The 24,273-nt window shown below is 46.6% G+C and carries 23 protein-coding genes; 14 read left to right on the top strand and 9 right to left on the bottom strand.

Features of this window, described 5'->3' with window-relative positions; translation table 11 throughout:
- Nucleotides 1–42 precede the first annotated feature (42 nt).
- The 4 genes from ACSZLD_RS03695 (at nt 43) to ACSZLD_RS03680 (ending at nt 3,785) form a co-directional block, all read left to right on the top strand.
- Nucleotides 43–900, top strand: coding sequence for a CvfB family protein (locus tag ACSZLD_RS03695; RefSeq protein ID WP_377908386.1), 858 nt, complete (start codon nt 43–45; stop codon nt 898–900).
- Nucleotides 901–960: 60 nt separating this feature from the next.
- On the top strand, nt 961–3,105 hold the full coding sequence (locus tag ACSZLD_RS03690) for a type IA DNA topoisomerase (RefSeq protein ID WP_444684253.1): 2,145 nt from the start codon (nt 961–963) through the stop codon (nt 3,103–3,105).
- Nucleotides 3,106–3,209: 104 nt separating this feature from the next.
- Nucleotides 3,210–3,509: a pepsin/retropepsin-like aspartic protease family protein gene (locus ACSZLD_RS03685; protein ID WP_377908384.1), complete on the top strand. Its 300-nt coding sequence runs from the start codon at nt 3,210–3,212 to the stop codon at nt 3,507–3,509.
- Between the two features lie 72 nt (nt 3,510–3,581).
- Complete coding sequence (locus ACSZLD_RS03680; RefSeq protein WP_444684252.1) at nt 3,582–3,785, top strand: KOW motif-containing protein; 204 nt, start codon at nt 3,582–3,584, stop codon at nt 3,783–3,785.
- A gap of 48 nt (nt 3,786–3,833) precedes the next feature.
- Here the strand turns inward: ACSZLD_RS03680 and ACSZLD_RS03675 are convergent, their stop codons facing one another.
- The gene (locus tag ACSZLD_RS03675) at nt 3,834–5,192 is read right to left on the bottom strand and encodes a hypothetical protein (RefSeq protein ID WP_444684251.1); all 1,359 of its coding nucleotides are present in this window, start codon (nt 5,190–5,192) and stop codon (nt 3,834–3,836) included.
- A 62-nt stretch (nt 5,193–5,254) separates the two neighbouring features.
- Between ACSZLD_RS03675 and ACSZLD_RS03670 the strand changes: the two genes are divergently transcribed.
- The 9 genes from ACSZLD_RS03670 (at nt 5,255) to ACSZLD_RS03630 (ending at nt 13,544) form a co-directional block, all read left to right on the top strand.
- Complete coding sequence (locus ACSZLD_RS03670) at nt 5,255–6,058, top strand: SDR family NAD(P)-dependent oxidoreductase (protein ID WP_444684250.1); 804 nt, start codon at nt 5,255–5,257, stop codon at nt 6,056–6,058.
- A gap of 34 nt (nt 6,059–6,092) precedes the next feature.
- Nucleotides 6,093–9,638, top strand: coding sequence for a dynamin family protein (locus ACSZLD_RS03665; protein WP_444684305.1), 3,546 nt, complete (start codon nt 6,093–6,095; stop codon nt 9,636–9,638).
- The gene (locus tag ACSZLD_RS03660; RefSeq protein WP_377908379.1) at nt 9,635–9,853 is read left to right on the top strand and encodes a hypothetical protein; all 219 of its coding nucleotides are present in this window, start codon (nt 9,635–9,637) and stop codon (nt 9,851–9,853) included. Before ACSZLD_RS03665 ends, ACSZLD_RS03660 begins: the two co-directional genes overlap by 4 nt.
- Nucleotides 9,854–9,873: 20 nt before the next feature.
- Nucleotides 9,874–10,614, top strand: coding sequence for a Cof-type HAD-IIB family hydrolase (locus tag ACSZLD_RS03655; RefSeq protein WP_444684249.1), 741 nt, complete (start codon nt 9,874–9,876; stop codon nt 10,612–10,614).
- The gene (locus ACSZLD_RS03650) at nt 10,611–11,033 is read left to right on the top strand and encodes a DUF4395 family protein (RefSeq protein WP_444684248.1); all 423 of its coding nucleotides are present in this window, start codon (nt 10,611–10,613) and stop codon (nt 11,031–11,033) included. Before ACSZLD_RS03655 ends, ACSZLD_RS03650 begins: the two co-directional genes overlap by 4 nt.
- A 79-nt stretch (nt 11,034–11,112) precedes the next feature.
- On the top strand, nt 11,113–11,535 hold the full coding sequence (locus tag ACSZLD_RS03645) for a DUF2231 domain-containing protein (protein ID WP_377908373.1): 423 nt from the start codon (nt 11,113–11,115) through the stop codon (nt 11,533–11,535).
- An 18-nt stretch (nt 11,536–11,553) separates the two neighbouring features.
- Nucleotides 11,554–11,949 carry a DUF2203 domain-containing protein gene (locus tag ACSZLD_RS03640; RefSeq protein ID WP_377908371.1) on the top strand — a complete coding sequence of 132 codons (396 nt, stop codon included), beginning with the start codon at nt 11,554–11,556 and terminating at the stop codon, nt 11,947–11,949.
- 56 nt (nt 11,950–12,005) lie between these two features.
- The gene (locus ACSZLD_RS03635; RefSeq protein ID WP_444684247.1) at nt 12,006–12,977 is read left to right on the top strand and encodes a glycosyltransferase family 4 protein; all 972 of its coding nucleotides are present in this window, start codon (nt 12,006–12,008) and stop codon (nt 12,975–12,977) included.
- Nucleotides 12,978–13,055: 78 nt separating this feature from the next.
- Nucleotides 13,056–13,544, top strand: coding sequence for a flavin reductase family protein (locus ACSZLD_RS03630; RefSeq protein WP_377908367.1), 489 nt, complete (start codon nt 13,056–13,058; stop codon nt 13,542–13,544).
- Between the two features lie 144 nt (nt 13,545–13,688).
- Here the strand turns inward: ACSZLD_RS03630 and ACSZLD_RS03625 are convergent, their stop codons facing one another.
- The 7 genes from ACSZLD_RS03625 to ACSZLD_RS03595 all read right to left on the bottom strand — a co-directional run bounded on the left by ACSZLD_RS03625 (nt 13,689) and on the right by ACSZLD_RS03595 (nt 22,721).
- The gene (locus tag ACSZLD_RS03625) at nt 13,689–14,495 is read right to left on the bottom strand and encodes a tyrosine-type recombinase/integrase (protein WP_444684246.1); all 807 of its coding nucleotides are present in this window, start codon (nt 14,493–14,495) and stop codon (nt 13,689–13,691) included.
- Between the two features lie 142 nt (nt 14,496–14,637).
- Entirely contained in the window at nt 14,638–17,055 is a 2,418-nt protein-coding gene (parC, locus tag ACSZLD_RS03620; RefSeq protein ID WP_444684245.1) for a DNA topoisomerase IV subunit A, read from the bottom strand.
- Nucleotides 17,056–17,057: 2 nt separating this feature from the next.
- A complete protein-coding gene (gene parE / locus ACSZLD_RS03615; RefSeq protein WP_444684244.1) occupies nt 17,058–19,022 on the bottom strand; it encodes a DNA topoisomerase IV subunit B in 1,965 nt (654 codons plus the stop codon).
- Nucleotides 19,023–19,323: 301 nt separating this feature from the next.
- A complete protein-coding gene (locus ACSZLD_RS03610; protein ID WP_377908359.1) occupies nt 19,324–19,731 on the bottom strand; it encodes a CoA-binding protein in 408 nt (135 codons plus the stop codon).
- 11 nt (nt 19,732–19,742) lie between these two features.
- Complete coding sequence (locus tag ACSZLD_RS03605; protein ID WP_444684243.1) at nt 19,743–20,165, bottom strand: universal stress protein; 423 nt, start codon at nt 20,163–20,165, stop codon at nt 19,743–19,745.
- A 55-nt stretch (nt 20,166–20,220) separates the two neighbouring features.
- Complete coding sequence (locus ACSZLD_RS03600; RefSeq protein WP_444684242.1) at nt 20,221–21,780, bottom strand: ABC transporter permease/substrate-binding protein; 1,560 nt, start codon at nt 21,778–21,780, stop codon at nt 20,221–20,223.
- Complete coding sequence (locus ACSZLD_RS03595) at nt 21,777–22,721, bottom strand: ABC transporter ATP-binding protein (protein WP_444684241.1); 945 nt, start codon at nt 22,719–22,721, stop codon at nt 21,777–21,779. The genes ACSZLD_RS03600 and ACSZLD_RS03595 overlap by 4 nt, the downstream gene beginning before the upstream one ends.
- 159 nt (nt 22,722–22,880) lie before the next feature.
- Here ACSZLD_RS03595 and ACSZLD_RS03590 point away from each other — a divergent pair, with 159 nt between their 5' ends.
- Nucleotides 22,881–23,198 carry a hypothetical protein gene (locus ACSZLD_RS03590; protein ID WP_444684240.1) on the top strand — a complete coding sequence of 106 codons (318 nt, stop codon included), beginning with the start codon at nt 22,881–22,883 and terminating at the stop codon, nt 23,196–23,198.
- Between the two features lie 47 nt (nt 23,199–23,245).
- Here ACSZLD_RS03590 and moaA read toward each other — a convergent pair whose 3' ends face one another.
- Nucleotides 23,246–24,244 (bottom strand): GTP 3',8-cyclase MoaA, encoded by a 999-nt coding sequence (gene moaA, locus ACSZLD_RS03585; protein ID WP_444684239.1) that lies wholly within the window; start codon nt 24,242–24,244, stop codon nt 23,246–23,248.
- Nucleotides 24,245–24,273 lie beyond the last annotated feature (29 nt).

Genomic DNA, 24,273 nt, shown 5'->3' with positions numbered 1-24,273 from the left:
TTTTGCGTTCACGCAGCAATCAGACTTTACAGGAGGCCAATTATGAATCAGCAACCGATATCCGGATCCGTCCATAACGCGGAATTTGTCCGGCATACGAAACAAGGGGTATTCGTGTCAGCGGGGGGTCAGGAATTTTTGCTTCCTGAAGCAGAAATTACAGGACCGGTAGGTAAAGAAGTACGCATTTTTGTTTACGAAACGAAGGCGGGCAAACTGCAGGCCACGATGAATATCCCAACGATTACGACAGAAGCCTATGACTGGGCTTACGTCGTATCAGCGATCGATGCCGGCGTATTTGTGCACATCGGGCTTGAAAAAGACATTCTCGTATCAAAGGATGATCTCCCGGAAGATAAAACGCGCTGGCCGGCAAAAGGGGATAAGCTGTTTGTCTGTCTCGGACACGACCGTAAAGGACGCTTAAAAGCGCTGCCTGTCTATGAAGCAGTGATCGATGCTGAGCGTGATAAAGCAGACCGTAAATGGTACGGTACAACGGTAAAGGGGCACGTGTATTCCATCAAAGAAGCAGGCTGTGCAATGGTGACAGAGGAAGGTGTGCGGGCATTTATTCATGACAGCCAGCTTGTGTTTGCCCCTCGTTTAGGCCAGCTTTTAGAAGCTCGCGTCATCGACGTTAAAGAAGATGGCACAATTAATGTAACGCTTCGTGATGAACGCACCGCTGCTCAGGCAAAGGATGCTGAAAAAATAATGGAGATCCTGGAACAGCGGGGCGGTCAAATGCCGTTCACCGATAAATCGACTCCGGCAGAAATTGAAGCTGCTTTTGGGATGAGTAAAGCGGCATTTAAACGCGGTCTTGGTAAACTGATGAAAGAAGAGCGGATTACTCAGACTCCCGGACTTACTGAAAAACGATCGGATTCGTAACCTTGCGCATGCCCCCGTTCATCGGTATACTAATGTCAAACGTACGTTCGGGAGGCGCCTATGTATTTAATTATTGCAGAGAAGCCGGATCAGGCTTCCAAACTCGCTGCACCATTTAAGCCGGTTCGTCAGAAGGACCATCTGCTCTTGCCACCCTCTCCGGAATTTCCGGAGGGGGCAGCTGTCGTATGGGCTCTGGGTCATTTGGTCGAACCGATTCCGCCGGACGGATACCGAAGCGACTGGAAGCGGTGGTCGCTTCAGACGCTTCCTATGATTCCGGAGAGATTCGAATACAAAGTGAAACGCTTTAAAGAATTTCGAGTAATTGAACGATTTGTGCGCCGGTCTGATATCTCGCTGATTATTCATGCAGGAGATGCAGAACGGGAGGGGGAAGCGATCATCCGTCTCATTCTTGATCAAATTAGTGTAAAAAAACCGTTGAAACGGCTTTGGGTGCAGTCACTCACTCCAGGAGCTGTACGTCAGGCGTTTAAGCAGCTGACGGATGACCAGGAAACCTATCCGCTGTATGAAGAAGCTGTCAGCAGAGCCTATGCGGACTGGCTTGTCGGAATGAACGCCTCGAGGCTGTATACGCTGCTGTTCCAACAGTCCGGTTCGACGGACGTATTCTCACTTGGAAGGGTGCAGACGCCTGTCCTTTGTATGATAGACGAGCGTGAGAAAGAAATAGAATCGTTTAAGCAGGAAACGTACTGGGAAGTGGAAGCGTGTTTTCAGGCAGCCGCAGGTTCGTACCGGGGCCGCTTGAAAACGAGGGATGGAAGCTATGCATTTTCAAACCAACAGCAAGCTGAGACAGAAGCTTCTGCAGATCGTGGATCAACTGGCAGAGTAACCAAGCTTGAAGAAAAACAGAAGCGTATCCCCCATCCTCTCCTTTATACGCTTTCCTCACTGCAGGCTGAGGCAAATAAGGCATTTAAATTTGCACCTAAAAAGACGCTGGATACAGCTCAGCGGCTGTATACGAAAGGTCATATTTCTTATCCGCGGACGGATTCTCCCTATTTGCCTGCAGAAGAAGCGGAAACCGTTAAAAAAGCTGCCGTTCAGCTGGAACAACAATCAAACTACGCAGCTTATTTCCCGCTTCCGTTAAAAAGCCTGCGGTCGAACAAGCGCTGTGTTAAACCGGAAAAGGTTACGGATCACTACGCCATTATCCCGACAGAAGAAGTGCCAGGGCCCGATAAGCTTTCTCCTGATGAACGCAAGCTCTACGATATGATCGTGAAGCGGGTGCTGGCTGCGCATTATCCGCCACGGCTTTCTGACACCAAGAAAGTGGAGACGACCGTTTCCAGTCAAGCTGTATATGCTTCCAGCTTTGAAACGATTATCGATGAAGGCTGGCGCAAGGTGCTGCCTGTGAAATCGCAGGATCGCAGCGGCCCGCCGCTCCAGAAAAACGAAGAGGTACAGGTTGAGAGCGTAGAAACAGTTGAAAAACAGACGCAGCCCCCTAAACGCTACACAGAAGGTGATTTGATCACGTTAATGAAAACATGCGGGAAACTGCTGAGCGCAGAAGACGCGTCTGTTTTAAAGGAGACCGAGGGAATCGGCACAGAGGCCACGAGAGCAGGGATCATTCAGACGTTGAAGCAGCGGGGCTATATTCACGTCAGTCAAAATAATGTGTATGTCGACGATAAGGGGCGGGCGCTGGCCGCTGCAGTAGCTGGAACGCTTCTTGCCTCACCCGAAATGACAGCAAAGTGGGAAAAACGATTAAAAGAAATTGGCGCAGCTGAAAAAGGGTCTGCCTATTTCATTGAGCAGGTGACTGCTTTTGTACGCCACCTTGTTGAGACGGTGCCGAAACAGGCGGAACGTCATCCCTTTCCAAAAGCAGGCTCAAAGCGGACTGCTAAAAAAACAGCTAAAAAACCGGCCGGAGCTGGTGCATGCCCGCTCTGCGGCGGAGCCGCCCTTGATTACGGCGCATTTGTCGGCTGTTCAAACTATAAAAAAAGCAACTGTACGTTTACGATCTCCAAAACCATTCTTCAGAAATCTATCCCTAGAGCACAGATTAAAAAGCTGCTCAGTTCCGGGAGCACGGACTTGATCAAAGGATTTAAGCGAGGAGAAACGACCTTTCAGGCCCGTTTGACGTGGAACAACAAACAGCAGAAAATCCAGTTTGATACAGTGCCGGATACTCAAAAATAAACGGATTTGCATTTCCGGCACATTAATAGGTGAAATAGAAGCTCGTTTCTGATTTAATAGAAACTGGAAAAGGTTTATTACGTTTTGATAGAAAGGATGACACCATGAAACATCTGACATTGGAAGGCGGAAGAATTTACACCGAAGCCCGTCTGAAAATAGAAGGCGAGTATCGCACTATTCATGTCATGATCGATACCGGTTCCGCAAAAACCGTTCTCAATGAGTCCCTTACTGATAATCCTGTTCTGGAAGCTTTCAGCATCGGCCCGTTGAAAGTCAGCGGCTACAGGGCTGAACTGCAGCCGATGGAAGCAGACGGAATCATCGGATTGGATTTTCTTTCAAAGACCGGTGCGAAGCTGAATTTTGATGCGATGACGATTTCGAGCTCCAGAACGTAAACGGTTGATTTATGCCTGGATAGAAGGTATTATTTGCAATGATTACTGTCAAAAAGGAAAGGGGAAAGCGGAATGTCGGAAGAACAGCAGGAAGTATTAGTGCAGTCAGGCGACCAGGTGCTTGTTACTGCAGGTGAATATAAAGGAGAACTTGCAAAAGTGATCTCTCCCTATACCAATTCAATTTCGATTGAGCTGGAAAAGCGAGATGCAGACGGAACGAAGCCAAGAACCGTCCTGCGTCATTCAGAGTATGAGCTCGTGGAAAAAGCGTAAACGGTAAAAAGGCTGTCTCACATCAATCGATGAGACAGCCTTTTTCGGTTACAGAAGATTGAATGCGTGAAATGAGTAGAGCAAAAATCCGGAGGCGATGGCGCTTGCTGTGACAAATAGAGCATTCTGTCTTGACAGCTCGATTGGGCGCACACCGATCAATCTCGCTGTCATCAGCATTTGACCTGAGAACGGAGAAACTTGGGTAGCGCATGTCCAGCTCAGCACGAGCAGCATCGCTGCATATTCAGCGCTCATCCCTGCTGCTTCATAGTTGAGAGATCCGCCCACGCCGATAATAATCACGACGGGATGGATTCCGATCATGGCGAGCACCGCAGTAGCTGCCATGATCATAAAGCTCAGCAGCAGAACAGATCCTCCGGTCAGATCGAGGAGAACTTCTGTGACAACTGCTCCTGTCTCAGTGAACGACAGCGCGGTTCCAAAGAAGCCGGCTGCAATAAACACTGCGATTTCATTTTTCAACCTGGAAAAGGCACTGCTTATGTAACCGGCTGATTCGCGGAAAAAACCAGGAAGTTCTCCTTTCAGGCTTGCATAGATCATCGGAACGAGCAGTCCCAGCCAGCTGACAATGGCAATCATTGACTGTTCCGCAAGTCCATACCAGGTTAGCGATAAGGTGACAAAAATTGCCGCAAAGCGCAGCAAAGGCAGAAGGCTTGCTTTTCGTCCTGATTCTGCATCATTTACGGAAGGAGGATCATGGGTAAAGCGCAACGTTTTTAAGAAGAGACCAGCAGATATGCTGTAAATCACCGCGAGACTCAATCCAGCCCAGCCAATAGAAAACCATGACACGTGAAAAATGGACAGCACAAGGCCGATATTGACAAAATAGGGTGACCAAAGCATGCACGCTGCGAACCCTCTCATTAAGTGAACTGTCAGTTTTTTGGGATGAAAAGACTGGAAGCTTTCATCAGCAATCTGCCTGATCAAAGAGATTGCTCCAAAGTTAAGCAGCATGCCGGTTGTCAGCATCAGGAAAAAACTGGTCCGATACGGTTTTGACCCTTTTTCCCGTGCTCGTTTGACGATGACCTGCTTTAAATCTTCCAAATATCCGGTATAGCTCATGTACCAGCCTATGATAGGTACGAACAAAAAGAGTCCAAGAATGTTAACATTAGCCGAGAAGCTTTCGATCCAAACAGTGAATGGAAGAGACAGCTGAACGTGAAGGACCGCTCCGGTTATCAGCAGCAGACTGATGATGATGCGGGCAGGGAGCGAAATATAAAGCATGCTGATTAAAAGCAGCAGCGCCGCAAGAATCCCGTACAAGACGTACATCTCGAGGGGAGTCACGCTGTCGATTAAGTAAAGCAGGACCATCAAATAAGCAGCAGGTCCTGTTAATTTATGTACGATGTCCGGCATAGTGATAGTCCTTTCCGTATAGACTGATACCTATTTTAGCATGTGAAAGGAGAAGATGCGTTATGAAGGGCAGAACGATCCTCATCACCGGCTGTTCGTCCGGATTAGGGCGGTTTGCGGCCATGAAGCTTGCTGAAGAAAACGACGTCTATGCAACCGTTCGAAACGCCGCCCAGCAAGCTGACTTGAAAGCCTGCGGAGTGACGGTACTTCTTGGAGATGTGACCCATTCAACAGACAGGCAAGCTTGGTTTCATACACTTCAAGAGCAGAGAGGAAAATTGGATATGCTGATTCACAATGCAGGCATCTGTGAAGGAGGTGTCCTCGAGTCAATCAGCGAGGATCGATTCGAGCATCAGTTTCGCGTGAACGTAACGGCAGCGGCAGCGTTGTCGAGCACAATGCTGCCGCTGCTCAGAGAAGCCTCCCCATCAGCGATCGTTCATATCGGCAGTATCAGCGGCAGGACAGCATTCCCGGGTCTCTCTGCTTACGGTGCCTCTAAAGCGGCTCTTTACGGGATGAGCAGAAGCCTTCATATTGAATTAGCGCCTCAGCAAATTGCCTCGGTCTACGTTGAATTGGACAGCATGCATTCACGTATATGGCAAAAAGGCGTCGACAAAGCGACCCTCTTGAAAGGTCCCTACAGAAAACTCGAACAAAAACTGTCGGCTAACGCCTCAGAAATTCGCAAAAGTCCGGAGAAGTCAGGGCTTTTGACGTGTATAATGAACATAGGCCGGCATACGAATCCGAAGCCGCTGTACATATGCGGACGCAAATCAATTTTTCTCTTTGTGCTGAACAAACTGCTTGGCGAAGACAATATCACCCGGATGATGACCCGGATGTTCCGATGAAACACGATGGAGGGAGTGACAGGCTTTGGAACAAATGACGCTTGAACTGACGGACCTGGAACGGGAACGTCTGAAAAAAATAGAAAGCAAGCAGCAAAACGGCATATTCGAGCTGGCGTTCTGTGGACATTTTTCTGCAGGTAAATCGACGCTGCTTAATGGGCTGCTCGGTGCCGAGGTGCTGCCGACGAGTCCGATTCCAACGAGTGCAAATATTATTAAAATCGCGAAAGGCGAGACTGCGCTTGAGCTTGCGGGTCCTGACGGTGCCGTACTGAAGCGTTTTAACCAAGAGCTGCCGTGGGATAAAATTGGAGAATGGGGCAGAGACGGCGAACGAATTGAGCATATCCGCATTAAAGCGCCCATTTCCTTTTTGTCTGAGAACGGGGTAATCGTGGATACGCCGGGCGTGGATTCCACAGACCCCACTCATGCGTCAGTTACGATGGAGCAGCTTTATTCAACCGACGCTGTCTGTTACGTCATGGACTATAACCACGTTCAATCAGAAACGAACTTGCACTTTTTAAAGCAGCTCTCACAGGCAGCTAAACCGGTGATTATGGTGATCAATCAGGTCGATAAACATCATGAAGCGGAGCTGTCCTCAAATGCATTTCTGGAACAGGTGGAAGAAACGCTGCGGCTTTGGCATATTCAGCCGACTGCTATTTATTTTACGTCAATGAAGGTGCATGATCATCCGCTGAACCAATTTGACGAGCTGCGTGCCAAGCTGTTTAACGTTTTTCAACAAAGCAGCTCGTTTTCGGATTCCGCTGAGGCAGCTTTACGAAAAGGCTTCTACGAATCGCTTTCCGAGAGAATTCGCCACGATATGGAGGAAGCGCGTGAGGCAGTTTATGAACAGGCAGCGGAAAAAGGCTATACGAAGGAAAATGTACTCGAATTAGAAAGCCTTGCGCTTGAAAAAGAAAGGCTTGATCATTTTGCGGACGATGTAACCGAAAAGTACGAAGATGCATTAAAACGTTTATATGAAAATGTCCATCTGCTTCCTTATCACACAATGGAGCTATTAGAGAATTACGTAGAATCGAGACAGTCGGGCTTTAAGGTTGGACTGCTGTTCAGTTCTAAAAAAACGAAGGAAGAACAAGAGAACCGCCTGCGGCAGCTTACCATTGAAATCAATGACAATTTAAAGTCCCAGCTGCTTTATTACATCGAGGATTATTTCCGAAATGTGCCAGTGCGAAGCCTGCAAAATAAGGATACCTTTCTTGAGGAAATGAACAAGCTGGATATAACGATTGAACCTTCATTTATTGCAGATAAAGTTACGTCTAAATCAGTGAACCGCGAATATTTGTATACCCTCTCCAAGCAAATGAACAGTGAAATCGTTTCTTCTGTTAGAAGACAGGCGGACAAGCTGCTTCAGCTTTACATTGAGGGATTGGAAGAAAAGATGGCAGAGGAAAGCCGCATCCTTGCTGAAAAGATGAATCAGTTTTCAACCATTGAGTCGCTTCATCAGCAAATTTTATCTATCAACGATAAGGAGATGGAGCTGCTTGAGCAGGCAAAAGTTCATAAGCCGCGCTCTGGAGCTGTAAAGCCGTTGCGGGATTTGATTGCAGATACAGCCTCTGCTGAAATACCAAAAGATGATCAGGATATTTGGAAAGACGTTGATTTGTCTGTGAAGCCGGAGGGTGCGAAGCGCCAGACTGTCTCCTTCAGCGAAGAACGGCTCTTTACGCAGCAGCCTGTTCAAGAAGCAGAACGCACCCGGGAGTGGGCAGAAGAGCTTACTGATTCCGTCATTACGGCTCGCGCAGCAAAACGGATTTTGAGGGCTGCAGACGCGGTGACGAAAGCTGAGTATACCGTTTCGTTGTTCGGGGCATTCAGCGCGGGCAAATCCAGCTTCGCAAATGCACTGCTGGGGGAAGCTGTCATGCCCGTTTCCCCTCATCCAACGACAGCAACAGTAAATACCGTCCGGAAGCCGGAGGGCGATCACCAGCATGGAGCTGCGGAGATTATTTTTAAAAATCGAACGGAGCTTTCAGATGAAATAAAATCAGTAGCTCAGTCGCTGCAGCTGGAGCTGGACATTGATTCACTGCCTAAATGGAATGCCCGCTCTCTCGGGAATTTGTCGAAGAGCAGAAAAACAGCAGCAGACTATTTATTAATTCTGCAGACGGCAATAAGAGAACAGGGGAATCTGCTAGGAACTGTAAAGGTTGAAAAAACAGACAGCCTGGCGCCGTATACCGCGGTTGAGCAGACCGCATGCCTCATTAAAGAAATTCAGATATACTATTCATGCAGACTTACAGAAGCGGGCATTACTCTCACGGATACGCCGGGCGTTAATTCGATACATGGACGTCATACGAACGTAGCTTATGACCAATTAAAGCGCTCGGACGCAATATTTTATCTTACGTATTACAACCATGCGTTTTCTAAATCGGATGAGTACTTTTTACAGCAGCTCAGCAGCATCAATCAATCGTTTACCGACAATAAAATGTACTTTGTTTTAAATGCGTCCGACCTGGCTCGTGACGAAGCCGAGCTCAGTGAAGTAGAAGAGCATGTCGTGTCACAGCTGAGACGCGGAGGCTTTTCTGCCCCTGTGCTATACAGCGTTTCCTCGCGCGGCGCTTTTGACCGCTCGCTGGAAGATGACTCGTTTGCTCAGTTTGAAGCTCACTTCTATGATCAGATTATCGCACAGCTCAGACAGATTGCGGTCGACGTGATGCACGATCGAGTTCGGGAAGCAGAACAGGAAATGACGGAATACGTCCGGCTTATGAAGAGTCCGGAACGTACTTTGCTCTCTTCCCGCCGCGCTGAAAAAGTAAATGCTGCTCTTGACGAGATAAAGCACGAATCGTTTCAGTACATGATCCGTGATGCGAATAAAGAACTGGAGCAGCTGGCTCTTTATTTGCGAAAACGAATGCAGTACGTGCTCAATGATTATTACGGAGAAGCGGTCAATGTCTCTGTACTTCAGGCTGAATCCAAGCGTGAGTTGCAACAGGAACTCACAGAAGCTGTCAGCCACTGGGCAGCCTCCGGAAGAGAATTTCTGCGGCAGGAGTGGACGGCCGCTGCTGTGAGGCTCGATTATGCGGTTCAGCGTATCGTCAGAAGATGGTTTGAGGAATATGAAGCGGAATTAAAGGCGCGTCTGGAAGGGATCTCAATCGAGCAGCCGCCGGTTTCCGTTCAGATTGATACCGCACTCCCTGCGATCCAGCTCGTCGACGATGCTGAAGCATATAAAAAATATGTGAAATCAAAGCGCGATTTTTTCGAACAAAATAAATCGAAAGAGCTGAAAGAGGCGTTGCTGAAAGAAGCAGAAGAAAACGTAACCCTCGTTCTCAGCAGCCAGGAACAGCAGGCAAAAAAGGAGCTTTCTTCACGGCTGGAAGAGCTGTCAAGTCAGTGCCGTAATACGGTAGCGCAACAGCTATATGAAGAGAAAGAACGGCTGGAACTGCTGAGCGATCCGAATCAGCTGATAGTGTTGGAACGAAAGCTCGCGGAGCTGCCGGCTCCTGAAGAGAAAGGAAGCTTCATATGAGTGCATCCGAAAATATGATGATCTATGTTATTCCAGCTTTGATTATTTGTATTATCGCGCTGGTCTGGACTATTCAAGTCGCGAAAAATCCGGAAGATGAAGGCTATGATAACCGTAAGAAGCAAAAGCTGCATTTTGGTTTGCTGATCGGGCTTTATGCCCTTGGTTTTATACCAGCTATCGCAGGTGTAGTGCTGTACTTTTTTTATTGGTAAAAAAGGAGATGGATGAGGATATGACCGAGATTAAACTTGCCGTTCTCGATATGGATGGCACCTTGTTGAACAGTCAGGATCACGTATCAGAAAAAACCAGGTCTGCGATAGTTGAGGCATCGCGAAAAGGCGTTGACGTTATGATCGCCACTGGCCGGTCGCTGCCGGCAGCAGAGGATCATGCAAAATCACTCGGTCTGAATGAATACATCATTACAGGCAACGGCAGTGAGATCTGGCTGTTTCCCGGACCTGAGCTTGTCGACCGAAGACCATTAAAAACAGATCTTGTTGAAGTGATGTGGGAGTTGAAGCAAACGTATAATGCGAGGCATTGGGCGGCGTCTACGTCAAAGGTGTGGAAGCGCGAAATGCCTGAAAACATTGGCTCTGAAGAATGGCTTAAATTCGGCTATGATCTTGATGATTTTCAGGTTCGTGAAGCGATCTTAAAGGAGTTAAACCGCTACGATGGATTGGAGATCAGCAACTCTCATCCGTTAAATATAGAAGTAAATGCAGCAGGTGTTCATAAAGCAAATGCGATTGAACAGGTTTTAAAACGCAAGAATTTGGACATAGCTCAAGTAATGGCGTGCGGGGACAGTTTAAATGATATTAAAATGATTCAGCGTGCCGGAGCAGGAATTGCAATGGGAAATGCCCAGGATGAAGTGAAAGAGCATGCTGATTTTATTACCGGCACTAATGATGAAGATGGTATTGTACAGGCGTTCAAACAGTACGGTGTGATCTCATGACGAAACAGTCGAAAGGCATCCCGCTGCCGGTGGTTCGAGCAACGCAGGCAGTCATTGCAGCTGGTTCGTTTGCAGGCGCCGTTATCCATCCTTACTATTTGGCTGCGGCATTACTGCCGGCAGCCTCGATCGTTCTGCTCCGCTGGAATCCGCTGGCTAAACCGGTTATGAAGATTGCCGGTGCCAGAAAAAGATGGGCGGAGGAAGAAAAGGCTCAGATGCTGTTCAATCAATCGATTGCGCTGACCCTCCTTAGCTTGTCTGCTATCTTGTACGCAGCGGGGCTCCCTGTATGGGCGATGATCGCGGCTTTAATGGTAACAGCTGCATCAACTGCTGCATTATGTGGATACTGTATTGGATGCAAAATACGTTTTAAATGGATGATGTGGCGTCATCAGCGGAAACAAGCTTCCTGATTATGTTTTATTTCTCACAAGATAGGGAATATACAAAACATGAACAATGATTAAACACAACGTTTAAGAGGTGGTTGTTTTGTATATTATTCCTGAACCATTACATCCTGCTATTGTACATGTTCCAGTAGCGTTATGGGTCGTGGGCACCCTGTTTGTCCTGCTGTCACTCTGGCGTCCGTGGTTTTACGACCGGGCAGCTCTCTGGGTGGTAACTATCGGGACAATTGGTGGCATTATTTCCTACCAGTCCGGTGAAGCTGCTGTCGGAACGGCTATCCAGATTTACGGTGATTCCGTCGGAGAATTTTTAGGACTTCATCAACAGTACGCACTGTACTCGCTGATTGCCTATATTATTCTTAATATCGGGATTGCATTCAATATTATCAAAGATAGCACGTATATTCGGTGGGGGCTCGCCCTGCTGGCAGTAGTCGGCGCTGTACTCGTTTTCCTGACTGGTCACTATGCAGGACGTATGATGTATGACGGGATATAAACACCAGGAGGTGCCGGAATGGCTAAAAAATATTTTACCGTCGAACAGGCAAACAGACTAATTCCTATGATAAAGCGCGAAATCGAACAGCTTAAATCGATTCAGGATGAGTTTGATGAGAAATGGAACGTGTATCATTCGATAAAAGATAATAAAACGGAGCACGTCACGACTCAAACCGGCTATTTGTTTAAATTGGAATGTCAGCTTGAGTTTATTGAAATGCAGGCACAGCTCCACGTATCAAATATTCAAAACAGCGGAGCGCAGCTGAAGGGAATTGAACCAGGTCTCGTAGATTTCCCGTCGTTTAAAGGGAAAAAAGAAATTTTGCTCTGCTGGAAAGAGGGCGAAGACCGGATTGCTTTTTATCATTATCCGAAGGATGGATACGAGGGAAGACGTCCCTTATAGTAAATTAGCCTGACGCTGCATATACTGCAGCGTCTTTCGCATGGAGGAATGACGAGTTGAAACGACAGTTATGGATCGCCGCTCCACATCTCAACGTACAGCGGGGGAACAAAGTAACAGCAGACCGTATCGGAAAAGCTGCTGCATCAGCGGGTTTCAGCGTGACGAAGCTGGACAGCACTGAGGAAATAGACAAGAAAGAAAGCAAAGCGCCAGCGCTTGTTCATGGATTTCACGCATATAAATTTTACCCGGTCCTGCAAGCACTTCCGATAGATACCCCTTTCATTATTACGATCACGGGAACGGATATTAACAACGATTTGAACGATCCTGACCGGCGCTTCATTGTAAAAGAAGTGTTGCAGCGGGCATCGCTTATTCATGTATTTGACGAGTATATGAAACAGAAAATCCCTAAAGAGTTTCAAGCCAAGACAGAAGTGCTGCCTCAATCGGTCCCTTATGTGGACGTATCCTCAGCGTCAGCACCTCCGCCGTTTAACTTATTGATCCCGGCGGGAATCAGACGTATCAAACAAATCCCTGAAGCAGTTACAGCTGTTGCAGAAGCAAGAGAGGTGATACACGAGCTTACTCTTACAGTAGTAGGGCCAGTATTGGAAACAGACGAAAAGACCAAACTTGATCAACTGGAAGCCGAATTCGACTGGCTGACCGTTATGCCGCCGGTTGATCAGTCGGATATGAAGGAATTGTACGAATCTCATCATGCTGTCATTAATTACTCTCTAAGTGAAGGGCAGTCTTCTGCACTTTTGGAGGCAATGGCAGCGGGGCGACCTGCTTTAGTTTCTGATATCGATGGCAATAAAGGCGTCATTCGGCACGGATATAATGGATTTGTATTTCAGGATCAGCCGTCATTCATACGGTCATTGATCAGCCTGCAGGACAGAGATATTTATGAGGCACTTTCAGCAGCCGCTTTAAAAACAGCCCGGACGAGACACGATCCTGCTGCTGAACAGCGAACGATCACCAGATGGTATAACACTCTTGCGTGATCTTCGCAATCGATGAAGGATCATGATAAAGTATAAACGTAGGTAAAAAGAAATTGAGACGGAAATGGAGTGACAATCATGGCAGACCAGACAACATTTAGAAGTATTATGGGAAATTATCCGACCGGCGTAACGGTCGTCACTGCAACAACTGCTGAAAAAGAACCAATAGGACTTACGGTTAATTCATTTACATCTGTGTCAATGGATCCGATGCTTATTTCATGGGCGATCGATAAAAATGTATCGACACACGATGAGTTTGTTCATCAAAAAGGCTTCGCGGTTCACACCTTAGCAGCTGATCAAGGTGATGTATGTATGCTGTTCGCAACGAAAGGTACCGACCGGTTCAGTCAGATAAACTGGGAAACATCATCCAGAGATCTGCCTGTTATAGCTGGATACAGCGGACTGCTGGAATGCAGCGTATTTCAAACTATTGATGCTGGTGATCACACGATATTAATCGGCAAAGTAGAAGAAGCGGCAGATTCCGGCAAAAAGCCATTATTGTATCATCAGCGCACGTTCGGAGCTATTCCCGAAGCATTTTACGAAAAGTAAAGCAGAGAGGGCGGGATCAAAACTGCCCTCTCTTATAAATCTAATTCTAGTTTACATAATATAAATTATGCGAACCAATAAGGAATAATTGAAATCTTGTATCAGAACTAAAGAATACTTAAGAAATTGAGACAGAATAAAATTTTAATCAGCTGTCAGCTTCATTAAACTGATTTTATCAATTCCAAGTTCATCTGCCGCATCTTCATATGTCATCATTTCAAGTAAATAATGTGCTTTCGCTTTTCGGACAGCATTCGTGGTTAACGGAGTTTCCATTTGAAAGTACTCAGATATTTTTCGGAGGTTTATTGTAAGCGTCATGCGCTGCAATGGTTTCTCTTTGCCGCTGCGGTCCGTTGATGACAATAAATATATAAAGCTTTGTCTTGTTTCTATAAACTTGTTCAATGTGTCAGCCCGTTCATTTGCGAATGTTAAAATTCGTTCATGTGACGGCTTGCTGACGTATATCTTAACTTTATCTGTTTCAGCAATGATCTCATTCATCTTGATCGCAAATTCATCAGGTCTTAATCCAGCTGCTGTAAGGATACATATGCATTTCCGCTTTAACGGTTCCTCAGATGCTAAGTAAGCAGCCTCCATTGTTAAAAGCTGATCATAGGTTAAAATGTCTTGATAGTTTTTTTCTATTGGTACATAAGCAATTTTTTGTGCAGGATCAACGGCTACTTTTCCTTCATGCCATGCGTAATCAAAGAAACGTTTCATTATACTGATGATTTTATTAATCGTCTGAGGCTTGCTGTCAGTTCTGGAGCGTAAAAAGTCTTTAATATCAGCCGGAGTTATCTCTACTAACTCTTTTTTTCGCTTATATTTGGCATCGATGAAAGCGAAAAAATAAGTTAAATAGCGTACATGCTCATCAATTGTAATCGTTTTGTACCCTTTTTTCTGTAAATGAACACTGTATCCAAACGGCATATTTCAACCTCCCCTTTATTGATTTTTTAATATTTTCAGAAATATTTACAGTGGTATATTACTGTATACTATTATGCAGTAACAAATTTATCCGCAATGGATAGAACGGGAAGGCAGCTTGCATTGCCTCCCCCTATCCGGTCTACTTTTGATATATCCAGACGTCGTTAATGCCATTGTTTGCGCCCACATCTACAATGAAACTTCCATTGGTATAGCGATCGCTCGTTCTTATTTTGCCTACGTCGTGCTCTACGACTGCTCCGTCTTTTGTCTGGATCACTATCGTTTCCGTTCCGTTGACTGATGCAGTATACACAACCCTGTGTGGATTCTTTTTCAATTCCTTTAAGACTCGCACACCTCGGGAAGCCCTCGAGCCGGTTTCTAATACTGACCAAGCCATTCGTTTGACAGCACCGCGGCTTGTCACAATCAGCAATGAGCTGCTGCCGTCACTTGAGCTCACCCCTGCAACGGTATCGTCTTCTTTTAGATTGATCGCCTTCATTCCGCTTGTACGCTGTCCAGTTGGATTTACTTCATTTTCAGGAAAGGACAGGCTGTAGCCCTGATGTGTCACAATGGTAACAGCGGTACTCCCATCTGTCTCTAAAACCTGAACAAGCTCATCGTCTTTTTTTACTTTAACAGCCATCAGCGACTTAGAATGACGCTGTGCTTCATACTCTTTTACTGGAGTTCGCTTAATAAGACCGTTCTTCGTAACAAACGTATAAAAACCTGTTGCTTCTTTAATTTGCTTTACCACACTCACGGCTACAATACTGTCCTGGCTGTCGATAGTAATAACGTTAGCCAAATGCTGGCCAGCGTCTTTCCATTTCATTTCAGGAAGCTTGTGAACAGGAAGATAGGCATATGAGCCGCCTTTTGTGAACAAAAGCAACGTATCCTGTGTATTTACTTCTCCGCTGAAAAGCAGTCTGTCTGATTCTTTCATTGACGGTGGTTCTCCGTTAGAGGCCGAAAAGCTGCGTATGCTTGACCGCTTTAAATAACCCTCTTTCGTTACAGAGATTTGCACATCTTCAGGAGGCACAAGCACTTCCATATCAATTTTAATTTCTTCGATTTGAGCCTCTACGTCTGTTCGGCGCTCATCGTCAAATTCTTTTTTTATGCTGCGCAGTTCTTTTTTCATTTCTGCTGACAGCTTTTTATCTGAATCGAGCAGCGCTTCCCACGCAGTGATATTTTTTCGAAGCTGCTGCGCTTCTTTTTCAAGCGTTGTGATGTCCGTATTCGTCAACCTGTAAAGCTGAAGCATGACAATGGCTTCAGACTGCGCTTCCGAAAAGCTAAAGGCATCCTGAAGCTTGCTGCGGGCATCCTGTTTGTCGTTGGCCGACCGTATGACTGCAATGACTTCGTCCAGAATAGAAACTGCCTTGATAAGACCCTCGAGCACATGTGCACGTTCCTTTGCCTTTTGCAGATCATGATTGGTTCTCCGGACAATAAAGTGTTTCTGGTGAACAAGATAAGCTTCGAGGAGCGTTTTTAAGCTCATAAGCCTTGGCGTTTTATCTGCAATCGCCACCATATTAAAGTTGAACTGCGTCTGCAGATCTGTCGCTTTATACAAATAATGCAGGACACCTTTTGCATCGGCATCCTTTTTCAATTCAACGACGATGCGCATGCCGGTGCGGTCTGTTTCATCCCGCACTTCCGCAATACCTTCAACCTTTTTGTCAATGCGAAGCTCATCCATCTTCTTAACGAGCGATGCTTTATTAATTTCAAACGGAATTTCTGTTATAACAATTTGTTCTCTGGAGCCTCGAAGTGCTTCAATCTCAGCCCGGCCTCGCACAACTACTTTCCCGCGACCTGTTTCGTAGGCCTGTTTAATTCCTTCTACGCCTTGAATGATCCCGCCTGTTGGGAAATCAGGCCCTTTTATCGCTTCCATCAACTTATCAATGGTAGCATCCGGCCGGTCAATCAGCATAATTGCAGCATCCACAACTTCACCAAGGTTATGCGGCGGAATATCGGTCGCATAGCCGCTTGAAATACCTGTAGATCCGTTTACTATTAAATTTGGAAACGGAGCCGGCAACACAACAGGTTCTTCCTGCGAATCATCGAAGTTCGGCATGAAATCAACTGTCTGTTTGTGAATATCATGTAACATCGTCTCCGAAAGTTTCGCCATTCTGGCTTCTGTATAACGCATAGCAGCAGGAGGATCGCCGTCTACGGAACCGTTATTTCCGTGCATTTCCACGAGCGGCATCCGCATTTTCCAATGCTGGCTCTGACGGATCATCGCTTCATACACAGAAGAATCTCCGTGTGGATGATAATTACCAATCACATTTCCTACTGTTTTTGCAGACTTTCTAAAAGGTTTGTCTGACGTATTCCGATCTGCATACATAGCGTATAGAATTCTACGCTGTACGGGCTTAAGTCCGTCTCTAGCGTCTGGAAGCGCCCTGTCCTGAATGATATATTTGCTGTATCTACCAAATCTGTCTCCGAGTACTTCCTCAAGCGGAAGGTCGAGGTATCGCTCTTTCTCAGCCAAAACTAATCCTCCTCAGTTACATGCAGACTATCATTTTCCAAAATGTTGCTTTCTTCGTCGAGTCCGAAAGCAACATGTTTTTCAATCCAGTTTCTTCGCGGTTCGACTTTATCTCCCATTAAGGTCGATACGTGCTTCTCAGCGCGCGCAATGTCATCCAGCGTCACACGCACGAGCGTGCGTGTATCCGGATCCATCGTCGTTTCCCACAGCTGAGTCGCATCCATTTCACCGAGCCCCTTGTATCGTTGAACCGTATAGCCCTTACCGACAAGCTTCATTGCCTCCTGAAGGCCTTCTTCATTCCATGCATATTCAACTTTCTCTTTTTTGCCGGAACCTCGGCTAACCTTATAAAGAGGAGGCAGTGCAATATATACTTTGCCCTGTTCGATCAGCGGCCGCATGTACCGGTAAAAGAACGTAAGCAGAAGCACCTGAATATGAGCACCGTCTGTATCAGCATCGGTCATGATCACAATTTTGTCATAATTAATGCTGGTAACATCAAAATCAGCGCCCACGTCTCCGCCAACCGCATAAATAATGGTGCGGATCTCTTCATTTTTCATGATGTCCGCAAGCTTCGCTTTTTCAGTGTTGATTACTTTTCCCCGTAAAGGCAGGACGGCTTGAAATTTGCGGTCTCGTCCCTGCTTGGCCGAGCCTCCGGCAGAATCACCCTCTACCAGGTACAGTTCATTTTTAGCCGCATTTTTACTCTGTGCCGGAGTCAGTTTCCCTGAAAGCATAGCATCTTTCCGCTTGTTCTTTTTCCCGCTTCTTGCTTCTTCACGTGCTTTTCGTGCAGCTTCTCTGGCCTGGGACGCTCGTACAGCTTTACGTATTAGAGCGTTACTGAATTCCGGATTTTCTTCCAAGTAGTACATCAGCCGCGACGTGATTACCTGATCAACTGCTGTACGTGCCTGTGAAGTGCCGAGCTTGCTCTTCGTCTGTCCTTCAAATTGAAGCAGGTGCTCCGGCACGCGGACCGATAGAACTCCCGTAAATCCTTCGCGAATGTCACTTCCGTCCAAGTTTTTGTCTTTCTCTTTTAACAGAGCAAGTTTTCTCGCATGTTCATTAACCGTTCTCGTGACTGCCGTCTTAACACCGAGTTCGTGTGTACCGCCGTCTTTCGTTCTCACATTGTTGACGAATGAAAGAATGTTTTCGGTGTAAGCGTCATTATACTGAAAAGCAAAGTCAACCTCAATTTCATCCTGCTTGCCTTCCATCGACACGACGTGGTGAAGGGTCTCCTTCCCTTCGTTTAAATAGTCAACGAATGCTTCAAGACCGGTCTCGTATAAAAACGACTCTTTTTCACCGCTTCGCTCATCGTGAAGCGTCAATTCGATCCCTTTCAAAAGAAAAGCTGCTTCACGAAGACGCTCTGCGACCGTATCATAATGAAAACTGCGCTGTTGAAAGATTGCCTCATCCGGTTTAAATGTTAAGATTGTGCCGGTTTTTTTAGACGCTCCTGTTTTTCTCAGAGTCTCTGCCGGCTTACCTCCGTTATGGAAGGTCTGTTCGTAAACAGCTCCGTCCCGATGAATGACAACTTTGAGCTTTGAAGAAAGCGCATTTACTACCGAGGCTCCGACACCATGGAGACCTCCGCTCGTTTTGTAGCCTCCTTGACCGAATTTCCCGCCGGCATGAAGCACCGTTAAAATCACTTCCGGAGTCGGTTTACCCATGGCATGCATGCCGGTTGGATACCCTCGTCCATTATCCTGAATCGTCACAGAATCATCTTTATGAAGCGTCACTTCGATTTTATCTCCATATCCCGCTAATATCTCGTCAACGGAGTTATCTACTATTTCAAATATTAAATGGTGAAGTCCGCGGTGATCGGTGCTGCCGATATACATACCTGGTCTTTTTCTGACGGCCTCAAGCCCCTCCAACACCTGTATTGCTTCATCATTATAATCAAACGTCTGTTTAGCCACTGATCGTAACCCCTTTCCTGCAGGTCCTTGTGCCTGTCTTACTTTACCACACTTTCCATTCCGTATCACGGCTTTCTCTGTATCTATTATTAGCGCAAAGGCATAACACTTGTCAAACGTATGTACGCATTTTCAAGAAAAATTCTGCGGATCTATCAGCCACTTTTACGTGGCTGAAACGGGAAAAAACCTGAAACAGGACATTTTACCCGCTCCAGGCTTATTATTGGGATTGTCTATCTATCGATTAAGAGGTGCAGATATGACGGTTAAACGGTATTGCGAACACACATTCTCAATATTACTTTTTGACCAATAGAGCATGGTCAACTTTTATACAGGAATCCATGACAACTTGTTTTCCGTTTTCTTCAAGCTTTTCAGCTGTTTTACGATCAAAAACACCCAACTGGGCCCAGAATACAGGGATAGATGTCTGCAAAAATTCGTCTGCCAGCTCCGGTAAATATTCACTGCGGCGAAAGACGTTTACTAAATCGACATCCGCAGGGAGCTCTTTGATCGAGGTCAATGCACGTTCGCCCAGCGCATTCTCTATCGTCGGATTAACAGGAATGATTTTATAGCCTGCTTTTTGCATCGCTTCAGATACTTGATAAGATGTTCTGTGCGGTTTATCTGAAAGTCCAACTACGGCAATAACCTTTGCCTTTTCTAACAGCTCCCGCTTTTGTTCCTGATTCAGCATGTATAATCCTCCTATTTAACAATCATAACAGGGCATTCTGCCCGTTTTGCCACCTTATGCGAAACGCTTCCGAGCACCATCTGCTGAAACTGATTTAAGCCTCTGCTTCCAATAATAACAAGATCCGCTTTATCTTCGTTCGCTTCTCGAACGATCGCGGGACCCGGCTCACCAAAGATGTGCTTGACATCGTAAGGCACTTCTTTGCCCTGCAAGTAATGTTCCATTGATTCGATTCTTTTTTTTCGGTGTGAAGGTATATCTCTGGGACGCATTTCTTCATCCATCACATCTGTTCGAGTCGGGAGATCGTCTATGACGTGAATGAGTGTAATATGAGCTCCCTCTATACGCGAGGCAATGTAGGCTGCCTTTTCACAGGCTCTCATTGCGTGTTTGGAACCGTCTCCTGCAAGCAGAATGTGCTTAAACATATTGAGTTCCCCCTTCATATGCCGGACACCGGCAAATTCGTTACTCTCTTTATACTTATTCACCATCAGCCGGCAGTAACCCTGCCTCGGTCAAATAATTTTCTGCGACTACGCGAGCATCCGCATCGTTTTCGTCAACCTCGTAATTCATCTCCATCATTTCTTCTTCCGTAATCATTCCTCCAAGCTGGTTTAATATCGGTTCCAGCTCCGGGTAGTCGAGAAGCACATCCTCTCGTAACAGCGGCGCTCCGTTAAAAGGAGGGAAAACATTCTCATCGTCTTCTAAAGCTACTAGATTGTACCGAATCATGTAGCTGTCAGTTGAATACGCATCAATAACATCGACATCTCCGGCTACAAGAGCCTCAGATCGAAGACCTGGATCCATCGTCTGAACGTCGGCTATATCCAGACCATAAGCCTCCTGGATACCGGGATAGCCGTCTGTTGCCCGATCAAAAAATTCAAACGTAAATGCTGCTGTCAGCTCATCCTCAAATTCGGTCAGATCCGAAATTGTTTCGACTCCCGTTTCCGCCTGAAGTTCCTCTGTTACAGCTAACGCATACGTGTTCTGATAGGCCATTGGCTCCAGGAAGACGAGCCCGTATTCATTGAACATGCCGTCTCTCGCTTGAACAAAAGCTTCCTCCTCATCGTTGGAAACCGGTTCTTCGTTCAGCAGATTTGTAATGGCAGTACCTGTAAATTCAAAGTATCCATCAATATCCTCATTTAAAAGTGCCTGAAACACGATGTCCGTCTGTCCTAATCCTTCTTCAAGCACCACTTCATAGTCGGTTTCTTCCTCGATTAGCAGCTTGTACATGTTTATAATGATTTCCGGTTCTGCTCCTAATTTTCCAGCTAGCGTGATTTGCTCTGCTTGCGTTCCGCGCCCATCAAATGCCTGATAGACGTTTGGAACGGCTACGACGAGAATAGCTGCTGCGACCACAGCGAATATCGGGCGGATAGATGACCCGCTTGCACGCTTCTCCGTTACTCTTAGTACGGCATCAAATAAAAGAGCAAGCAGAGCAGCAGGAATGGCGCCCATCAAAATATAATAATTATTGCTTCTGTTCAACCCTGTCATAATTAAATCCCCGAGCCCGCCGGCCCCGACTAATGCTGCGAGTGTTGCCGTTCCGACGATCAACACCATGCCCGTACGGATCCCTGCCATAATGGTAGGCATGGCAAGTGGCAGCTGCACCTTCATCAATTGCTGCTGATAGGTCATTCCCATTCCCCTCGCAGCTTCCGCAAGCGCCGGGTCTACCCCTTTTACGCCCGTATACGTGTTCCGCAAAATCGGCATCAGGGCATAAGCAGAAAGAGCAATAATCGCCGGCGTTGTCCCAATTCCGACAAACGGAATAAGAAACCCGAGCAGTGCAAGACTGGGTATGGTCTGAATAACCGCCGTCGTGCCAATAACAGGCTCTGCCCCTTTTTTGTACATGGCGAGAAAAATCCCGAGCGGTACCGCGATAAAGACGGCAATAAGCAAAGAGATAAGTGACATTTCAATGTGCTGCCATAGGGCGGTAGTCAGCAGGTCGGAGCGGTCTTGAAGCAGCTGAAAAAACGCTTCGATAGCTGTCATATTCCGTCATCCCCTCTCCCGTGGTCTGTAAACTGCTGCACAAAGCTTGTCAGCTGTTCCAGGGTCACATGCTGATCCAATTGATCGAGCGTTAGAGAAGATACCTGCTTCGAACGCATCAGCTGAAATGCTTCCCGAACTGTTTTCTGGTTTGAGATGGATGGACCTGCTCCCCCTGGTTTAGCGGTGATCGCTTCAAGCGCCATATCCCAAGGAGACGTCTTTTTGCCGATGAAGGATGAGACAAACTCATCAGCGGGATTGGCGATCAGTTCCCCGGGCGAAGCAATCTGAACGATTTTACCTTCTCTCATCACCGCAATCCGGTCACCGAGCTGCAGGGCTTCCTCCATATCATGAGTAACAAACACAATCGTTTTTTGAATTTCCTGCTGAAGCTTGGCAATATCCTGCTGAAGCTGGCTGCGCGAGATAGGATCAAGCGCACTGAACGGTTCGTCCATGAGGAGAATATCCGGATCGCCAGCCAGTGCGCGTACGACTCCGATCCGCTGCTGTTGACCGCCTGACAGCTCAGCAGGCATTCGGTCACGATACGTCTCAGGATCAAGTCCAACCATATGCAGCAGGTCATCGATCCGGCTGGATATCGTGTCTTTTGACCAGCTTTTCAGCTCAGGGACGATCGCAATGTTTTCGGCAATTGTCATATGGGGAAAAAGTGCAATCTGCTGAAGCACGTATCCGATTTCCCAGCGAAGCTTATGAATATTTTTTGAGCGAATATCACTGCCGTTAATGGATATCGTTCCGTCTGTGGCATCAATCAGCCGGTTGATCATTTTCATCGTGGTTGTTTTTCCGCAGCCGCTTGGACCGATTAAAACGAAAAATTCCCCTTTTTCCACAGTAAAGCTGCTCCCGGAAACTGCTTGTGTCCCATCCGGAAACGACTTTGAAACTTGATTAAATTCGATCATTCGTTCAGCCCCTGTTCTGCTTTATTTGTGCCTGGAGGTCCTGCGGCTATGTATAACTGGCACAGGATGTCATTCTATTCCTTTTTTTGACCTGAACTAAACAGCTTACAGCTTGATTCCTGGCTGAACGGGTGAGACAATACAGGCAGGTGATAAGCTATGAGTACTTTTACAGTTTCTAAAGAAGCAGCCCAATTCTACAAAAAAGAGATGCAGCTTGCAGATGGTGAAACCGTCAGACTGTTTGCAAGAGTCGGCGGCGTTGGTTCAGGAGGTTTCTCTGCGGGAGTTGAAAAAGGCAGACCAAGCCTTCCCGGCATCCAAGTCGACCAGAGTGGCATTCATTTTTTTGTGACCGATGAGGATATGTGGTATTTCAGAGGCGTTGACGTATCGTTTGATCACGATATGGGAGAGATAGTTTTTCGCCGCAGTGGACGCGGCGGCATGGATTATCCTGGGCATGAAGCAACCTAACAAAAAAACCTTCCTCTTGGAAGGTTTTTTTCGTCGCTCCAGGCAGCTTATCCGCCGACTCGGTGCATTTCTACTTTTTTACGAGATGCTGTGTGCTTCAGCCGGTCTTCAGAATACTGGTCTTGCCTTCCGGTCCAAATTTTCGCAACAGCATCTTCTATTGATTCGCTTCCGTTTCTCAGCAGTTCTTTCAAATCATGCCCTTTTGAGGCAAATAGACAGGTAATGAACTGTCCATCAGCGGTAAGTCTTGCTCTGTTGCAGGAGGCACAAAAGGCATCTGATACCGACGAAATAACACCTATCTCACCGCTTCCGTCTCTAAATCGGAAGCGGGAGGCTGTTTCGCCTGTGCTGTTAGCCGGTGCCTCTTCAAGCGGATAAACATTGTGAATTTTATCCACGATTTCTGCTTTCGACAGCACGTGATCCAGCTTCCAGCCGTTTGCATTTCCAACGTCCATATATTCGATAAAGCGGACAATTATTCCAGTGCCTTTAAATCGTTCAACCATTGGAAGAATGTCTTCTTCGTTCATTCCTTTTTTTACTACCATGTTTAGTTTAACTGGCAGACCCGCTTCCCGGGCGGCATTGATTCCATTAAGCACGTGTGCAACTTTGAGGGTACGGCCTGTAATCGCCTGAAAACGACTGTCATCAAGCGAGTCCAGGCTGACAGACACCCGGGATAGACCGGCCTCTTTTAATGCATGTGCTTTTTTGGGGAGCAAAATACCGTTCGTCGTCATCGCGATATCATCTATTGATGTTTCCGTCCGCAGCCGCTCAATTAATTGAGTCAAATTTTTTCGTAAAAGCGGCTCCCCGCCAGTGATGCGAAGTTTTTTTAAATCAGCAGTCGTCCGGCATGCATGTACAATTTTCACAATTTCATCGAACGTCAGGAGTTGGTCTTGGCCGAGAAATGGAAAATGATCATCAAATATTTCTTTAGGCATACAATACCGGCACCTGAGATTGCATTGATCGGTAACAGAAATTCTCAAATCCCGGAGTGGTCTGTTCCGCTTATCTGTCAGCATCGGCCTCAGCCTCCTTCTGCGCCAATTAT

Source organism: Alkalicoccus luteus, from assembly GCF_052061695.1.
Lineage (GTDB): Bacteria > Bacillota > Bacilli > Bacillales > Salisediminibacteriaceae > Alkalicoccus > Alkalicoccus luteus.
This window is presented reverse-complemented; position numbering and strand designations above follow the sequence as displayed.

Excerpts from the sequence above, each read along its gene's own strand:
- moaA (WP_444684239.1), bottom strand. The coding sequence starts at position 24,244 with ATGCTGACAGATAAGCGGAACAGACCACTCCGGGATTTGAGAATTTCT.
- ACSZLD_RS03640 (WP_377908371.1), top strand. The coding sequence starts at position 11,554 with ATGGCTAAAAAATATTTTACCGTCGAACAGGCAAACAGACTAATTCCT.
- ACSZLD_RS03625 (WP_444684246.1), bottom strand. The coding sequence starts at position 14,495 with ATGCCGTTTGGATACAGTGTTCATTTACAGAAAAAAGGGTACAAAACG.
- ACSZLD_RS03605 (WP_444684243.1), bottom strand. The coding sequence starts at position 20,165 with ATGTTTAAGCACATTCTGCTTGCAGGAGACGGTTCCAAACACGCAATG.
- ACSZLD_RS03630 (WP_377908367.1), top strand. The coding sequence starts at position 13,056 with ATGGCAGACCAGACAACATTTAGAAGTATTATGGGAAATTATCCGACC.
- ACSZLD_RS03590 (WP_444684240.1), top strand. The coding sequence starts at position 22,881 with ATGAGTACTTTTACAGTTTCTAAAGAAGCAGCCCAATTCTACAAAAAA.
- ACSZLD_RS03670 (WP_444684250.1), top strand. The coding sequence starts at position 5,255 with ATGAAGGGCAGAACGATCCTCATCACCGGCTGTTCGTCCGGATTAGGG.
- ACSZLD_RS03690 (WP_444684253.1), top strand. The coding sequence starts at position 961 with ATGTATTTAATTATTGCAGAGAAGCCGGATCAGGCTTCCAAACTCGCT.
- ACSZLD_RS03655 (WP_444684249.1), top strand. The coding sequence starts at position 9,874 with ATGACCGAGATTAAACTTGCCGTTCTCGATATGGATGGCACCTTGTTG.
- ACSZLD_RS03610 (WP_377908359.1), bottom strand. The coding sequence starts at position 19,731 with ATGCTGAATCAGGAACAAAAGCGGGAGCTGTTAGAAAAGGCAAAGGTT.
- ACSZLD_RS03695 (WP_377908386.1), top strand. The coding sequence starts at position 43 with ATGAATCAGCAACCGATATCCGGATCCGTCCATAACGCGGAATTTGTC.
- ACSZLD_RS03660 (WP_377908379.1), top strand. The coding sequence starts at position 9,635 with ATGAGTGCATCCGAAAATATGATGATCTATGTTATTCCAGCTTTGATT.
- ACSZLD_RS03680 (WP_444684252.1), top strand. The coding sequence starts at position 3,582 with ATGTCGGAAGAACAGCAGGAAGTATTAGTGCAGTCAGGCGACCAGGTG.
- ACSZLD_RS03650 (WP_444684248.1), top strand. The coding sequence starts at position 10,611 with ATGACGAAACAGTCGAAAGGCATCCCGCTGCCGGTGGTTCGAGCAACG.
- ACSZLD_RS03595 (WP_444684241.1), bottom strand. The coding sequence starts at position 22,721 with ATGATCGAATTTAATCAAGTTTCAAAGTCGTTTCCGGATGGGACACAA.
- ACSZLD_RS03665 (WP_444684305.1), top strand. The coding sequence starts at position 6,093 with ATGACGCTTGAACTGACGGACCTGGAACGGGAACGTCTGAAAAAAATA.
- ACSZLD_RS03685 (WP_377908384.1), top strand. The coding sequence starts at position 3,210 with ATGAAACATCTGACATTGGAAGGCGGAAGAATTTACACCGAAGCCCGT.
- ACSZLD_RS03600 (WP_444684242.1), bottom strand. The coding sequence starts at position 21,780 with ATGACAGCTATCGAAGCGTTTTTTCAGCTGCTTCAAGACCGCTCCGAC.
- ACSZLD_RS03675 (WP_444684251.1), bottom strand. The coding sequence starts at position 5,192 with ATGCCGGACATCGTACATAAATTAACAGGACCTGCTGCTTATTTGATG.